Origin of the sequence: Pedobacter sp. N23S346, from assembly GCF_048515415.1 — a bacterium.
Lineage (GTDB): Bacteria > Bacteroidota > Bacteroidia > Sphingobacteriales > Sphingobacteriaceae > Pedobacter.
Genome location: NZ_JBLYEE010000002.1, coordinates 427,572 through 444,252 on the forward strand (window position 1 = coordinate 427,572; position 16,681 = coordinate 444,252).

Consider the following 16,681-nt stretch of genomic DNA (forward strand, 5'->3'; position numbering starts at 1 on the left):
GCCTTAATGTTTTTTATTTTCGTTCAAAGAAATCCAATAGCGCTTCCCCAATAAGCTGTGGTTCCTGTATCGGAATGTTATGGTCGCCATCAATAATTTGCATTGATGAATTTTTAATTTTTTGGTTTAAGTTTTTACCAGCTTCAAGACAGTTTGATGTCAAACCGTAAAGCAATAGCACATCCTGACCGAGTTGATTAATGCCACCATCCTCAAAGAAATCTTTTTCCAAAATCATATCATCTTTAATCGAAGTTTGATAGAAGAGATATTCATACATCCGGTGGTTCTTTTCCATTTGTCGCTTTCCCATTTTAACCTTGGTGGTATCCGTGAAATTCTCTACATAATTTTCTAAAAATTCCCGACTGTACTCTTCAATAATGCCTCTGGCTTTTTCATCACTAGGATCCGGAGCTTCAATTATAGCCAGTTTTTTGATCAGACTTGGAAAACGCAGGGCCATTTTTAAGGCGATTAAACCACCAAAGCTGTATCCACCCAAATAAACCTGCGTTAATTTTAATACATTCATCAAAGCAAACAAATCATCAGTCATGCTATCCAAATCATAACCTGTCAGCGTTTTTTCACTCATCCCATGACTTTTCAAATCATACAGCACCACATGAAACCGGGTAGCCAGAATAGGGGCAATGTTGAAATAATACACAGATAAATTACTGAACATGCCATGTACCAATACAATGGTTTCAGGTGCATTTTCGTTGAGCTCCTGAACATGTACTGATTTATTATTTATGTTTAAGATTGGCATTCTTCGATGTAAGAGATAATCATTGCTAAATTCAGATTGATCAACTGATCCAAATCCATTGATGACAACCAACCTGTAAAATCGATCTGATCACCAAAATGGGCTTTAATTTTTTCTGAAAAGGAAACAATTTCAATACTATCCATTTCCAGATCTTTGGTAAAAGAACTTTCTGGTGTAATGTCCATTTCCTCCACAAACTCTTCACCAATTACCTCCGTAATAAATTTCTTCATGAGATCAAAAATCTCTTCGCTGCTTAATTTTGTAGTTGTTAAAGTGTCCATCCGATGATATAGTTTTTATGTTTAATTGTTTTGATTGTAATGTTGTTAATGGTCAATTCTTCACCATTTATCTTCTCTACGGTATAAGCCTTGGGGTTTCCCTGTAAGCCTTTCCCTAAAAATTTGCCGTAAGCCTCTTTAGCTACCCAGAAACGGGTTGCCCATTCTGTTCTTTCTTGCTGCGCCAGCAGTTTGAGTTCGTGGTTGTTAAAAACCAGATCGAAAAATGCAGGACTTCTTTCTTCGATGGTTTCTATGTCTATTCCAACCGGCTTGTCAAATCTGGCAATGCCAACGGCATCTGTTCCCTTATGTGCAATAGAGATATGGATGCCATCTGTCAAACCACCTTTCACAAAAGGTTTGCGAAATTCATCTGAATAAATCTCGAAAGTGATGGGATAGCAGGCTTCTTGTTTCTGTGTATTCAACAGGTTTCTAACGGCATCTTTTGCGGCCACCCGGCTGATCATCCACGTTTTTCTTTTGTTTGGTAAGAGACTGTTATGGTGTTTTTTCTCGGTCTGGTTGAAATACCTTTTCAAAATAAAATCCCATGATACCACTCTCGAATAGGCATTTCCAAATAGGAAAACTCCAGGCGCAATTTCTGCCGATAAGCGGTTGCGCAGTGGTGACATAGATACATTCCAAAGTGGTTCATCGATCTCTAAGCGGCGATTTTGCCATCCGGAAATGATTAGCCAGGCTTTGCCTTCCTTTTTCATTACGATATCAGCAGTTGCAAATTCATCGTTCAAATCCGTTAGTACACAAGTGCATTCAAAAGTGCCATCCTGATCGGCCATATCACCGAAAAATTCTATTTCCTGGATCTTCACAGGAAAAGCAATGCGATCTTTCTCTAGTGTAAGCTGGAGCCATAAACCAAAAAGTTGTCCGGCATTATCCAATAAAGAACCTTTGCCACCAGCAGATTCGATTAATCCGGTGATTCCGTTTTTACCCACTGCTACGAGTTTTTTAATACCCTGGTAGCCAGGGCCATGAAACATGTGTGCATCATAAATTTCTTCAGTTGTCCGGTCAATATTTAACTTTTCGCCAATATTGAAATCACGGTTTGGTGCCGCATTAAAATGTTGAGAAAGCCTTACTTCGGCATTCGCAAAGCGATCCAGGTTGAGGTAAACAGTTTCCTCATCTTTCCATTCTCCAATAACGGTTTCCTGAAACGGTTTTACCACATTCATCCATTGGAAAACGCGCATATTCATGATTTTGTGAACCTTTTCTGAAGGAGATTGCGCATTGGCAATTTCAGCGAAAACTTCAAAGATCATCGTCATAGGGATTACCGGATCCATATCTTCTACCGTTGGCCATCCTTTTGGCTGCCGCAGCAGCGAATGATCAATCAGATACGGGCAGTTATCTAAACTCACATCAAGTGTTTCAGTGAAAGGCTTCCGTTCCTGTTTTAAATCTTGCTGAGGTAGAAAATTAGTATTGTTTTGCGGATCGAAATTGATCTTTCCAAAATGTTCGATCATTTCCTCCTGCATATTGATCATCTCCAGCACATTCTCATTAAATGCGTTTAAAACAGGATGAAGGGTATCTGCAAATACAGGTTTTGCTTTCGGCTGATTCTGAATACTTAACCCTTTAAGCGTTTGGAGATTATGGATAATCGGGGAACCAAGCACAAGTTTAATTCCCTTATTTATTTCTACAGGACTGGATTTTATATGACCCAGAAAATCCAGTCCAACTTCTTTTCCTTCTACAAATAAGGCCGCTATCACCCTTTGCAATTGTGTGATACCCGACCGGATGGGAACATTTGCGCTAATGGTGCTGATCTCTTTGCCTTTCAGGGTATCATCTATAAAGCCAGTTAAACCACCAGAACCTACCTGGATAAATACTCTTGCACCTTCCTGATACAGTTTTTCCGTCAACTCGCGGAAGCGAACTGGTTTAATCAGATGCTCTGCACTTAACTGGCGGATGGCGTCAAAACCTTCCGGGTAAGTTTCCAACGTAGTGGCCGACCATAGTGGCGTGGTTGTTTTTCTGAACTGCATATCCTGCATGCCCGATAAAATCAACTCTAATTTATCTGCTACAAAAGGAGAATGAAATCCCGATTGAAAAGGTAAAATCTGATGAAAAATCTGTTTTTCTTTTAAAACCGGAACCAGTTCTTCCAATGCATTTTTGCTTCCACAAAGAATGACCTGTTGCGGGCAGTTATCATTTGAAACATACAATTCGGGAATACTTTCTATAACAGTACCAAGCGCTTCTATACCGCAGCCAATGGCAATGAAACGGGATTCTTTAAGCTCGAAAGTTTCTGGAGTTAATATTTTAAGTAAATTCATCACTGAACTTTCTTCGGCAAGTTCTGAAGATCTTGCTGCAAGCCATTCACCTAAACTATGGCCAGCATTCATATCTGATTTAATCCCCAAGGTTTTCAATGCCTGATCCAAAACACTGCTTTTATTTAACGTTTGAAGCGCGTCACTTAACAAGCCATCTTTAGTTTCCTGCTGACCGATCTTAATATTGAAATAATCAGCCACAGTGTTTACTTCTCCGCCAGATAAACCATCTAAGCCCGGGAAAACAAAAGCTATTTTTCCAGCTCCATCAAGCAATGGATTATTGCTGTACCAAATGTCTTGTTTGTTTTTCCAGGGGATATTCTTCGCGACAATTTTAATCGCTTTTTTGATTCTGTCGGTTGTAGGATTAAATATCGCAATCCGAAAGTTTCCTGCTCCAGGACTATAATCCTCGTTTTCGAGCGCTGCAACTAATTCCTGATGCGTATGGCGGGAGAGTACAACAACTTCATCTTTTTTGGGTTGATCAAATGCTTCGAGAACAACATGCGCATTAATACCGCCAAAGCCAAACGCATTTACCGCAGCCAGTTTCGGCAGGCCAGACTGTTCCCAATTGATTGTCTTTTGGACGGCTGAAAACCTGGTTTCTTTCAGCTGTGCCAATGGTTCATCACAATGCAAGGTAGGAGGGATTACACCATGATATAAGGCCAAGGTAGTTTTAATTAATCCGGCAATTCCTGCAGCTGGCATGGCGTGGCCAATGTTAGATTTTACAGAGCCAATTCCTGCTTTTGGCAAACTTTCATCCTGACCAAAAAATTGTTTTAATGTTTCAATCTCGGTTTTATCACCAAGCGGCGTTCCAGTTCCGTGCGCTTCCAGATAGCCGATATTTTTGGGTTCGAGTGCTGAATTTCCCCAGGCCTGTGCAACGGCCTTAATCTGACCTTTAACAGATGGGCTCATCACACTTGTACCACTGCCATCACTACTTACGCCGATTCCTTTAATCACCGCATAGATTTTATCTTTATCCTGAATGGCATCTTCCAATCTTTTCAACACCACAAATCCACAACCTTCACCAATAATTAATCCATCAGCATGCTGATCAAAAGGTTTTATTTTTTCCTGTTTAGACAGTGCGCCCAGTTGGGAGAAAATACTCCAGAATGCGGCATTTTGTCCTAAGTGTACGCCACCGGCAACTACCATATCGCAACGGCCGCTATTCAGTTCTTGTACGGCATGGTCGATGGCCAGAAGCGAGCTGGCACAAGCAGCATCCAGCGTAAAAGCTAAGCCACCCAAATTGAATCGGTTAGCCACCAGTGATGCAACCAAATTGGGAATTAATCCCATCGCAGTATCTGCGCTGAAACGACCTTTTCTCAACTGAAATTCATGTTTTACTTTTTCGAGGTCTGCTTCGGATAACTGGGGAAGAAGATCTCTTAGCGAACTTGAAATCTGTTCTCCGGTTCTTACAATTTCGATCGCTCTTGTAGCTCCCGGACCTGTATAGTTACCTTTACCAATGATTATCCCCGTTTTATCCAGGTTATAATCTCTTTCAAAAATACCCGCATCTTCCATGGCACTATGCACCAGATCGAGTGTAATCAAATGATCGGGCTCCGTACCTTCCACAGCCAGGGGTAAAATCCCAAAGCGTTGAGGATCAAAGCTATATTCAGGTATGAAACCTCCTTTATTACAGTAAAAACGATCTACGCTAGTAACAGACTTATCAAAATGGACCGGATCAATGCGATCGGCTGGAACAGTTTGTGTAGAATCAATGCCATTGAGTATATTTTCCCAGAACGTTTGCACATTCTTCGCCCCGGGAAAAATACAGGACATCCCAATAATCGCAACATCGCTTTTCTTCATCATACTAACTGAGTTCTGTTAAGTCCAGGTATTGCCAGCCATGATTAACACCTGACTTTCATTACCATATTTTAATTCATTAAGGAAGGTTTCCATTCCATCTTGCAGGGGAATAAGGGCAATTCCACGACGTTGATATTCTTTCTCCAGCGTAGGCGAAACCATTCCGGCACCTTTCCACGGTCCCCAGTTTATAGCCATTACTTTGCCTTTAATTTTCTGTTTCAATGCCCAGGCATATTTATCCATCACACTATTAGCAGCTGCGTAATCGGTTTGTCCACGGTTGCCATAAACTGATGCAATGCTTGAAAAAAGAATCACAAACTGTGTTTCGGGTCTGAGTTGTTCGGCTAATACACGTAATGGCGTTACTTTGGTGTCGAAAACCCGTTCAAAAGACTCCGATGTTTTGCTGCTGAATAACTTATCTTCCAATAAACCAGCACCATGAACCACACCATCTATTCTTCCATATTCCTGGTAAACCTGATTGATTAACCGGGTTAAACCGTCTTCATCTCTTAAATCCAGTGATTCGTAAACCACAGTAGAACCACCATCTTCTAGCATGGAAATGCAGCGGAGAATCTGATTGTTCTTATAAATTCGGTTGGTTTCCTGTTCAATTTCAACCGGTTTAGCAAATTGCCCCTGCTTGATGATATACTGCCTGATTTCATCTTTAGTTTCCAACTTCGTTGTCTCTTCGTGAGCAGTTAGCTGAGGATTTGCAGAGCGCCCGACCAGTATATATTTACATGGATAATCCTTCGCAAAATGAATCATTAGTTCTGCTGTAATTCCCTGAGCTCCACCTAAAACCATTACAACGGCATCCTGATCTAATGTGATGTGATCTTCACCGGTATCTGTAGTGAGTTGTGTAGGTACCAATTCCATAATGTGTCTTTTATGATCATTATAGATGATTTCTGACGGTTTATCCGGATTTAGAATTTCATTCAGTGTTACATTAGCGATTTCATCTGCCGACATTTTAGTTTCCAGGCTGATAAAGCGACATTTTGTGTGTTCATATTCCCGATCAAGACTTTTGAAGAAACCAGAGTAGCCCTGATAATTTCTCAGGAAGGAAATGTCTGATTCTGCATTGAAATATCTTTTTGTATCTGCAATCAGGTATACCCATTTTACTTTTTCGAAGTTTAGTTTTTTAATGGTAGAGAAATGATCCAAAATACCAACCTTTTTCTGAGCTTCGAACATGTTGAGGATGATTAAGCCCTGATAATTGTCTAATGAATCTTCAAAGCTTACCACATCTGCAATGGCGCCATGTTTTTCGAGCATCGCCTTAATTTTTAGGGCCTGTCCGCCGCCATCATTGGTTAATGCAAAACGCTGTCCTTTTAAGATCGCAGCTTCTGTAATGGTGAGGGCGGCAGGTGTGAGTTCGAAACGCAAACGCGAAAGTTTTTCTTTAACTGTTTGGTCATCAATACTATCTTCTATTATTTTTTTAGCTTCTATCAGTACTTCGGTACTTTCAGTTTCGATATCAGCAATCCAGTTTACCAAACTATTCAGTGTTTTAATGGCTGCTAACTTTTCCATTAAATCATCATTTTGATCACCTTGAGTACCGAAACCGACAGTTTCTTTAAGTGAGGCAATGATCTCCATCCGCTTGATCGAATCTATACTTAAATCAGCTTCGAGATCTAAATCCATCCCCAGCATTTCTTTAGGATAGCCTGTTTTTTCACTCACAATATCTAGTATGGCAGCTGTTAACTGGTCTACAGAAAGTTTTTGTGGTTCTGCGATTTTTGTGGAAATTACTACCTGAATTTCAGGAGCTTGTTGCTGCGTATTGTCGGTAATCCAGTGTACTAAACTATTCAGTGTTTTTAAACCTGCCAGCTGCTCCATTATTTTATCTTCCGGAAGATTTAGTTCAGAAAAACCGCCCAGTTCTGTACGCAATGCACCAATAATTTCTACCCGTTTAATGGAGTCGATACTCAGATCTGCTTCCAAATCCATTTCCATGCCCAGCATTTCCTGCGGATAACCTGTTTTATCGCTCACAATCTGTAGCAATACTTGTTTAATATCTTTCTGTACCAACATCGCAGATTTCACTTCCATCACAGGTGAAAGTTCTACCTGGCCAATCAACTGATTTTCAATTTTGATGGGTTGTTGGGGTTGATAGTTGGTTTGTGGCTGTTGCTGATAAGCGGGCATTTGTACCGATGGATTTTGACCTAAAAAGGAAAGCATCACATCACGTTGTGCCTGAATTAAAGCTTTCATGCTGTGCAGGTACTCTTGCATCATCATATCTTTTGCTGATGATGGAACCTGTTGGTTAAGGTGCTGGCTTTGCGTTTCTTTCATAAGGATAATCGGTTTGGTGATTGGGGCGGCTCCGTTTTCAGGTAGTTTTCCAGTTGATGGTATAGCATGTTGACCGTTTACATACCAGATGGCCGGACTCTTTTTATAAAGTATTGGGTTATTTATCTGGATAAATTGTGTAGACCTTCCTTCAAATAATTTTTCAAGGTTGATCGTTCTTCCGGTGGAAATATAATTGGCAAGCGTTCCGAGCAGGTTGCTCAATTTATTTTGCCCCTGATCTTCCGTGTGGAAGATGGTTTCATCCTTGCCAATACAAGCTTTTGCAAGTCCGCTTAACACTTTGCCCGGTCCAACTTCGATAAAGACCCTTGCACCAGCATTGTACATATCGGTCAGCTGCTCTACAAAAAGTACCGGCTGAACCAAATGATCTGTTAAACGCTCCTTAATAGCGTCGGCAGTTTTTGGATACTCTTTTGCAGTGGTATTTGACCAAACAGGCAACTCAATATTGTGGAAGGTAACCTTAGATAAAACTTCCTGATAAAGTTCTTTCGATTTGCCCACTACCGGACTATGAAAGGCGCAGGCTACCTCCAACTGGCGGAAAGAAATCTTTGCTTCTTTGAGTTTGGCAGATAGATTTTTGATACCTGGCGTCGATCCTGCGATTACACATTGGGTTGGTGCATTGAAGTTTACAGGATAAACATGATCTATTCCCGACAACAATTCGTTTAAATCTTCACGCTTGGCGCTCACGGCAAGCATACTTCCCGGATCACCATCGGTTACGGCATTTAAGATCGATTGTGCTCTTTCTGCACTTAATTTAACCAGTTGATTATCTTCAAAAGCACCTGCAAAACAAAGCGCAGGCAATTCGCCATAACTGTGGCCTGCAACCATATCTGGCTGGATACCTAATGATTGGAGCAGTTTTGCAATCGCCAGATCTACAATACCGAGTAATGGCTGAGCCATTCGCGTATCTTTAATGTTTTCTTTTTGAATTTTAGCAGATTCCGGATCAAATACGGTACTTGGGAAAAGGATTTTTTCGTAAGCAGGGTAGTCCTTCAACAATTTTCTCATCTCCGGGAAAACCACAAAAAGATCTCTGGCCATATTAATCCGCTGACTGCCCTGACCTGGGAACAAAAAAGCCACCTTGCCTGCTTTTACATTGGTTTTGTAGGTGTCTTTACTTTCGATACCTGATAAAACCAAATCAATTTTCATCACCAGGTCTTCTGCATTATTGGCGACAATGCTTAGCTGGATTTCCATTTGAGAAACTGTTGCCAAGCTAAAAGCGATATCTTTAAGCGCCAGCTGATCATTTATTTCCAGGAGCGTTTTAATATCTGTAAGCAATGTTTTTGCTTCTTCATAAGTATCACCTCTAAAAACAAACAGTTCAGAAGGCCACGATTTCAAGATTGGATATTGGTCTTCTACATTCTTGCTGCTTTCTAGCACGGCATGAAAATTTGTTCCACCAAAACCAAAAGCACTTACGCCAGCATAACGTTTTTCTTCCAGCCATAAACCTGCTTCAGTATGGAAAGCAAACGGACTCGTTTTAGCATTATAGAAGCTATTCGGTGTTTTTAGATTAATGGTTGGCGGCTTAATTCCATGGTAAACTGCAAGTGCGGTCTTAATTAAACCAGCAATACCGGCGGCACATTTCGTATGACCGATTTGCGTTTTTACAGAGCCTAAATGTGTCTGCCCGGCAGTTGCGCCGGTTTCATTCAACATATCTGTTAAAGCGCTCACTTCTGTTTTGTCGCCTACAACCGTACCCGTTCCATGTGCTTCAATCAAGCCAACGCCAGAAGGCATAATTCCAGCCTGACTGTAAGCTCTTTCCAGGGCATTAATTTGTCCGTTTTTGCGGGGAGCGGTTAAGCCGAGGCTTTTGCCATCGCTTGAGCCACCTACACCTTTAATTACCGAATAAATAGTGTCTCCATCCCTTAGTGCGTCTTCGTGTCTTTTCAGCACCACCATGGCGATCCCTTCACCAAGGGCAATTCCATCAGCTTCTGCATCGAAGGTGGCACATCTTCCTTTTTTTGATAAGGCATGTGTGCTGGAGAACATTAAATAATCATTGATCCCATTATGAAGATCGGCACCACCTGCCAGTACCATGTCTGATTTTTCCAGGAAAAGTTCCTGGCAAGCCAGATCAATAGCTGCAAGAGATGAAGCACAGGCGGCATCAACGGTGAAGTTTCGTCCACCTAGATTTAACCTGTTCGTTACCCGGCCAGAAATTACATTAGCCAGAATCCCCGGGAAAGAATCTTCTGTCATTTTAGGAAGTGCAGCATCAACTTCAGGTGGCATTTCGCCAAACACTTGTTTATAAAAACACCTGAAGCTATAGCTATTGGCCAGGTCGTTTCCTCCTTCGGCACCGATAATTACAGAAACATTTTCTTTATCAACACCCTGATCACCATAACCAGCATGTTGCATGGCCTGTTTTGCAACCAAAAGGGTGAGGAGTTGGGTAGGTTCAATGGCAGCAAGCGATTGTGGAGGAATACCAAATTCCAGTGGATCGAAGTCTATTCGCGGAATAAAACCACCCCATTTGGAGTGCGACATATCTCCGGCGGTAGACTCGGGATTATAATAAAGCTCCTTGTTCCACCTTTCATCAGGTACTTCAGTTACAGAATCTTTTCCAAGAATAATATTGCGCCAGTATTCATCAAGGTTTTTAGCTCCCGGGAAAATACAAGCCATTCCCACAATAGCAACATCTAATGATTTGTCTTTATTTTCTGGTGGTGCAGAAAGAATCGCCTGATCAATGTAATCGTAGTTTTTAGTTGCAACATCTTCATGTAAATCTATCAAGGAAATAACTTCCTTATGCATTGGTGCAATTTGACCAATCATGTACATACCGAGCTCAGTCTGTTCTGTTTCACTCATTTCAATCAGCTGATCACCTTGTCTTTCGATTCCTTTAGCCGCTATTCTTAATCTGCCAACGTTCAGGCTTTCCAGTTTTTCCCAGATCAACTTTTTATCAATTCCCTGTGCCTGTAATTTGAGTTTTTCTTCATTAAAATAATTCGCGAAAGCGGAATTTAAACACCTGGTTTCATGTCCTGGGGCGGTTTCAAGCAGAATCGTTTCCTGAGCCTGCATGGCTTCTTCCTGAAACTTATTAAGAATAGCACCTGTGCTCACCGCCTCTTTGGTATATAAATAGGCTGTACCCATAAGCACGCCAATTTTCATTCCTTTGGCTGCAAGCGGAGCAGTCATAATGGAGATAAATGCGGTTGAAAATGCATCGTGAATACCACCAGCAAAGAAAACACTGATTTCTTCAGGCTTTTCTTCTTTTAAAAGACGTTCGATTTGTTTCTCCCAAAGCACCATGCTGGATAACGGACCAACGTGACCACCACATTCTCTACCTTCGAATACGAATCTTTTTGCCCCTTCTTTTAAAAACATATCCAATAAGGCAGCAGATGGAACATGTAAGAATGTCTTGATCCCTGCTTTTTCAAAGGGTTTAGCCTGCGAAGGTCTTCCCCCAGCAATTAATAGTACCGATGGTTTGGCCGCTAAAATGTATTCCTGCTGTTCATCGCGAAGCTCCTGCGGGGCGAAGCCTAAAATACCAACTCCCCAGGTTTTACTTCCTGCTAATTCTTTGGTTTGATCGATGAGGTGTTTAGCTGTATTGCCTTTAAGGAGTGAAAGTGCCACAAATGATAAAGCACCAGCTTCTGAAACCGCATCGGCAAAAAGCGGTACATCACTTACCCTTGTCATCGGGCCCTGGGCAATTGGATATTTGATGTTCAGATCTCTGGCCAGTGCATTATTTGCACTAATGGCGTTTAAAGATTTTGCTTGTTTTAAATGACCAAAAATGGATGCTTTGAAACCAAATATGAGTTTTTCCAGCTTTTTGTATTTTTCAAATAAATCTATAGATAAACTAATGTCCTGGCCCATCGGCAGGTAGTTTGCATTCAAATCGTAGCCACCGAAATAAGTTTTAAGATTTTGGTAATTCTGATCGTTTTCAGCTAATTGTGGGGAATTTGGACGAACCAACACTCGATGATTGTCGATTAATTTAGTTTCCGTTCCGCTTAGTTTACCACAGATTGATTTTAATTCTGCAGGAGCGGAACATTCTGGGAAAAGCGCAAACTGACTATCTAAAATTACCCCTGCTGCACCCTGAGCAACTAATGATGCAGCAGTATGAAGGCCAACGCCCCCTTGAACCCATACGGGCAGATCTGTAACTTCTTTAATAATTCGCTGAAACAGTACAAATGATGATTCATATGCTACTCTTCCCGCACCTTCATTTCCTTTTACAATAATACCGTCTGCACCTGCTGTCTTCGCTTTTATTGCAGATTCAAGATCAAAGACCTGGTAGATTACTTTTACGGAAGGTTTATTTTTAAACTCGAAGCCAAAAGGTGCAATAATTAAACTCACCTGATCAGGTAAATTAAGATTTTGCCATTCATCAGTGTTAAAACAAACGCCATAATCAATTGCCGCTTGTTCGCTCAGGCTTTTTAATGCCTGCTCAGCTTTGTCTTGGTCATGACCAAGACAAAGAATAGGGAAGCAAGAGGTTTTTGCTAAACTAGATACTAGTCTTGCATCCGGGATTTCGAAGGGTGTGATCCCAAGTAGAAGGTGTTTGTTCATGGTATGAAGGTCTTTAGTTCAATAATCACTCAAGCTGGATGTAACCAATATTGAGTGATGAAAAAGATGGTTTGCTGGTTCATTTCACACATTTAAATAGTAGTTAAGCTATCTATTTGTGTGTATTATTAATACAACTAATGTATTAATCTTATATGGCAATCAATTGCTATTCGTAGATAATGAATAAAGTGAATAGCTTACTAAAAATACAATATAAATGTATAAATAAAATATTAAAAGACAATAAAAAATACTTTTTTAACTAAATTATTATACAAATATAGTTTATGGCGATAAAACTTAATGAAGTGTTTAAGTTATGTTTTTGTTATCTAATCATTAATTAAATGCATTTGAAGCATGTTAATAGAATTTTAGAAAAAATTATTAGACTAAAATCATGAATGATAAATCATTACACACGTATAATATCATCTACATTAAAATAGATTATTTGTTATTATTTAGCAATGAAATATATACTTTTCTTTTGATTTCGAATGAATTATTAAACATACAAATATGTATCATTAAATAAGACAATAAAAAGCTTATTGTAAAAAATACACTTACTAGTTGTTTCTTTTTGTTTTAAAGGGGAAGATTTGGGTGATTGATCGAAACTGAAATCGCTTGAGACACATAGAAGTCTATATTATTTAAAATATGGAATTGAATGGAGAAATATTATGCTTTTAGTGTGAATAAAATGAATTAATACAGCAGATTACTGAAATACTCAAGTAATAGGAGGGCATCAACCGGTGCGGTTATTTCTAAAGTATTATAGCTCAAAAATAACTAACAGTTTTTTGGTAACATTTCTAATAAAAAGATGAAGTGCTAAAGATGAAGTGCTTTAGTGTAGGGGCGGAGTGTTTAAAATAAATTCAGTTGCTCTGGCTGATACAGACTCGGATCAAAATTATAGGTTTCGGTATCTTGATTACATACATAATAAACTTCAGTTTCCTGATCTCTGGAAGCAATCTTTATCAGCGTATCTCCGGCAACACTATTAAACATTTTCTCTACCAGGATCGGATCATTATTGTCTTTTGATAAGTGACTCAATAAAAGATGCGTCATGTAATCCGGGCGGTGATTTAAGAATAAATCTAAGGCTTGTGCATTGCTTAAATGACCATAACCACTGGTAATCCGTCTTTTTAGAAAATAAGGGTATTGGCCATTGGCGAGCATATTTGCACAGTAATTGGATTCTAAAAATGCGGCATGGCAACGTTTAAACTGACTAATCAGCCGATCGCACACCGAACCAATATCTGTGAAAACACCCACCCGTACTTTATTACACTCTATAGTAAAGGAGTAAGGATCTGCTGCATCGTGAAATTTGGAAAATGCCGTGATGCGCAAGCTCCCGATTTGAATATTCTGCGTATGACTTAAACCAAAAGTATTTTGCTCATCGAGCAGCAGTTTGCTGCTCTTTAAAGTGGCTACACTAATATATACAGGGAGCTTGTATTTCTTTGCTAACACAGCCAGGCCTTTAATATGGTCACTATGCTCGTGCGAAATAAAAATGGCTTTGACTTTTTCTATGGAAAGCCCTAATCGCGACATTCTTTTTTCAACCTCTTTGCAGGTTAGACCCACATCAACCAAAACCGCTTCGTTTTCGTTGCCAATGTAATAGCAATTTCCATTGCTGCCAGAATTGATAGAGGTAAAGTATAATGCCATTTGAAACCGCAAGTTACGGCTTATTTAAATAATGAGAAAGTAAAACTATACCCTCGATCCGTTATATTCCACCAGTCTGGTGAGTAAGGGAAGGAATGCCTGAATCAGGTTAATCTCTTCCTGTGAAAATATTTTCTCCATGGTTTGTACTAACCATTCTTCTTTTATCTTCCGGCTGGCGATGATATATTTTTCGCCAAGTTTAGTCAAGCTGATGTATATTTTACGCTTGTCGCCTTCATCAGGAAATCTTTCCACGCAATTGGCTTCGAACAGGCGATTGATGATCTGAGAGATGGCTTGTTTTGATACCCTCTCCATCTCTGCCAGTTCGGTGGAAAGTAGTTTTCCATGCTGTTCTAACAGCGACATTGTCAGTAATTCAGCATTGCTAAATTCTGAACTAACATTTTGTTTGCGCAATTGCCTCGTAAGGCGGGTTACGGTGCTTCTTAACTTCGCTGCAATATCCTGTGTTTGTTTCGCCATAACTGGTAAATGAACTTTACGAATACAAAGATAATTATTTAAATGGGTAAATACTCTTACAGGGTTTAGGTCTTGTTTTATGATTCTGAGGTGATAAAAATAAACCTTAGCTGGTTTTGAATATGCTATAATTTTTCTAATTTTGTAAAGTTACTTTACTAATTTTAAATATGAGTATTTTTCGTTCACTAAAACACTACAACTATAGATTATTCTTCACAGGGCAAGCAATTTCGCTTATTGGAACATGGATGCAACGCGTAGCCGTAAGCTGGTTGGTTTACCGGTTAACAGAATCGGCATTTCTACTCGGACTGATGACTTTTCTAAGTTTAATCCCCTCATTGATTTTGGCGCCCTTTGCCGGAAGTTATGTAGACCGGCACAATAAATATAAGATTCTCGTGATTACGCAAGTTTTATTAATGTTACAGGCGGGTGCATTAGCGGTAATGATCTGGTTTAAAGTATACGATATGTTCTGGATCGCGGCACTATCCCTCATACAGGGATTAGTTAACGCATTTGATGTAACTGCACGTCAATCTTTAATGGTAAATCTAATTGACGATAAGGAAGATTTGCCAAACGCAATTGCCCTTAATTCTTCGATGTTTAACGTCACCAGGTTGATTGGTCCTGCTTTGGCTGGCGTAATATTAAGCACATTAGGTGAAGACATCTGCTTCCTTGTTAATTTCATAAGTTTTATCGGGGTATTGGTTTGCATGATGATGATGAAATTGAAGTTTACCGCTCAGGAGAAACCGAAGGAAAATATTTGGATTGACTTAAAAAAGGGTTATGATTACCTGACCACATCACCCGATTTATCTTCCATGATTTTGATGATGGCTGCATCCAGCTTATTAGTAATTCCTTTTACCACCTTACTTCCCGTATTTGCTAAAGATATTTTTAACGGTGATGCCACAACTTTTAGTTGGTTTGAAAGTGCTGCAGGTTTCGGTGCATTCTTTGGTGCCATTTATATGGCCAGCAGAAAAGCAGGACAGAATCTTCAAAAAATCGTAGTCGTTTCCGGAGTATTATTGGCTGTTGCAGTAATGGCACTTGCGATTTCGCCAACATTGATCACAGCGTTGATTTGTACAGGTTTAGCAGCATTAGGTTTAATGGCACAAACTTCATCCATCAACACCTATTTACAAACACATGCTGATGATTTAATGCGGGGTAGAACTTTAAGTTATTACATTATGGCTTACCAGGGTGTTTTACCAGTCGGAAGTTTATTGATGGGTTATTTTGCGCATCAGTTCGGTACGCAGATCGTTGTAGCGTTTGAAGGCGTTGCGGGTTTACTTATTGTAGGTGCCTTTGTTTACCATGAGAAAAACCGCAGTCATGCGAAAGATAAATTATCGTTTATGGGGTAAAGTGAAGTTATAAATCTAAAGATAATGCGTTGAAAGAGAGGCTGAAAAACGGGTTGGTTACAAGGCAGCATTGATTTGCATTATTTTTATTCGAAGAGATTCATCTAGTCCTAGCCGGACAGGCCTTTTTTCTTTTGACACCAAAAGACCAGCGTCGCTAGCTTGAACACCAAAAACAATAAACACATGTGAAAATACAAAAGTGCCGGCTCGCAATTATTCATTTAGTTTTTATAATTTATTTGCATTCATGAGGGCTGTGCCATTTTTCTATTGAAGTCAGTAGGCAGGCTTGGTCAGTGCAATCCCGAAAAATTCACCATGCCGGTCTAAGAGCAGAACGAAGAAACAGTGGTTTGGCCTTTCTAAGTAGTTATAGCGGTCGCAATTACACTCCTATGATCTACCGTTTGGATAGTTCTTCTGGGCATGGATTTTATGCATCATGCTAACCAACTTTAATAAAGCACGGGTCTTACCGAAGAACGATGTCAATCCCAAGGGCCAGGGAAATCAAAAAAACAGTTGCACAATAGCATAAATAGCACTAACAAACCTTAAACGCAGTGGTTTTGTGTTCACAAATGCAGATTCGAATCTTAAAAAGAATTGAACACAAAACGAAGTGCCGTTGTTTTTTTGATGTGCGTGGGGTGGTGTAAAAGGCCCATAGCTGGATTGACATAGCGCTTTGGGTACTTTGGCGCTCCAAAGTACCATGCCCCCGCGGCAAAGAGCGGA

Annotated in this window: 7 protein-coding genes; 1 reads left to right on the top strand and 6 read right to left on the bottom strand. The window is 40.0% G+C overall.

All coding sequences use genetic code 11. The annotated features are described in order from the left end of the window. Positions 1–13 precede the first annotated feature (13 nt). The 6 genes from ACN1CD_RS05605 to ACN1CD_RS05630 all read right to left on the bottom strand — a co-directional run bounded on the left by ACN1CD_RS05605 (position 14) and on the right by ACN1CD_RS05630 (position 14,540). Positions 14–778 (bottom strand): alpha/beta fold hydrolase, encoded by a 765-nt coding sequence (locus ACN1CD_RS05605; RefSeq protein ID WP_419129339.1) that lies wholly within the window; start codon positions 776–778, stop codon positions 14–16. Next, complete coding sequence (locus tag ACN1CD_RS05610) at positions 766–1,065, bottom strand: acyl carrier protein (RefSeq protein ID WP_419129340.1); 300 nt, start codon at positions 1,063–1,065, stop codon at positions 766–768. Before ACN1CD_RS05610 ends, ACN1CD_RS05605 begins: the two co-directional genes overlap by 13 nt. Beyond that, positions 1,053–5,288 carry a beta-ketoacyl synthase N-terminal-like domain-containing protein gene (locus ACN1CD_RS05615; protein WP_419129341.1) on the bottom strand — a complete coding sequence of 1,412 codons (4,236 nt, stop codon included), beginning with the start codon at positions 5,286–5,288 and terminating at the stop codon, positions 1,053–1,055. Before ACN1CD_RS05615 ends, ACN1CD_RS05610 begins: the two co-directional genes overlap by 13 nt. Positions 5,289–5,303: 15 nt before the next feature. Then, positions 5,304–12,338: an SDR family NAD(P)-dependent oxidoreductase gene (locus ACN1CD_RS05620; RefSeq protein ID WP_419129342.1), complete on the bottom strand. Its 7,035-nt coding sequence runs from the start codon at positions 12,336–12,338 to the stop codon at positions 5,304–5,306. An 882-nt stretch (positions 12,339–13,220) separates the two neighbouring features. Next, positions 13,221–14,051: an MBL fold metallo-hydrolase gene (locus ACN1CD_RS05625; RefSeq protein ID WP_419129343.1), complete on the bottom strand. Its 831-nt coding sequence runs from the start codon at positions 14,049–14,051 to the stop codon at positions 13,221–13,223. 45 nt (positions 14,052–14,096) lie between these two features. After that, entirely contained in the window at positions 14,097–14,540 is a 444-nt protein-coding gene (locus tag ACN1CD_RS05630) for a MarR family winged helix-turn-helix transcriptional regulator (protein ID WP_419129344.1), read from the bottom strand. Between the two features lie 170 nt (positions 14,541–14,710). On the opposite strand from ACN1CD_RS05630, the gene ACN1CD_RS05635 reads away from it, so the two are divergent. Continuing rightward, entirely contained in the window at positions 14,711–15,940 is a 1,230-nt protein-coding gene (locus tag ACN1CD_RS05635; RefSeq protein ID WP_419129346.1) for an MFS transporter, read from the top strand. Positions 15,941–16,681 lie beyond the last annotated feature (741 nt).

Coding starts and splice junctions, on each gene's coding strand:
- ACN1CD_RS05605 (WP_419129339.1), bottom strand. CDS start 778: ATGCCAATCTTAAACATAAATAATAAATCAGTACATGTTCAGGAGCTC.
- ACN1CD_RS05610 (WP_419129340.1), bottom strand. CDS start 1,065: ATGGACACTTTAACAACTACAAAATTAAGCAGCGAAGAGATTTTTGAT.
- ACN1CD_RS05615 (WP_419129341.1), bottom strand. CDS start 5,288: ATGATGAAGAAAAGCGATGTTGCGATTATTGGGATGTCCTGTATTTTT.
- ACN1CD_RS05620 (WP_419129342.1), bottom strand. CDS start 12,338: ATGAACAAACACCTTCTACTTGGGATCACACCCTTCGAAATCCCGGAT.
- ACN1CD_RS05625 (WP_419129343.1), bottom strand. CDS start 14,051: ATGGCATTATACTTTACCTCTATCAATTCTGGCAGCAATGGAAATTGC.
- ACN1CD_RS05630 (WP_419129344.1), bottom strand. CDS start 14,540: ATGGCGAAACAAACACAGGATATTGCAGCGAAGTTAAGAAGCACCGTA.
- ACN1CD_RS05635 (WP_419129346.1), top strand. CDS start 14,711: ATGAGTATTTTTCGTTCACTAAAACACTACAACTATAGATTATTCTTC.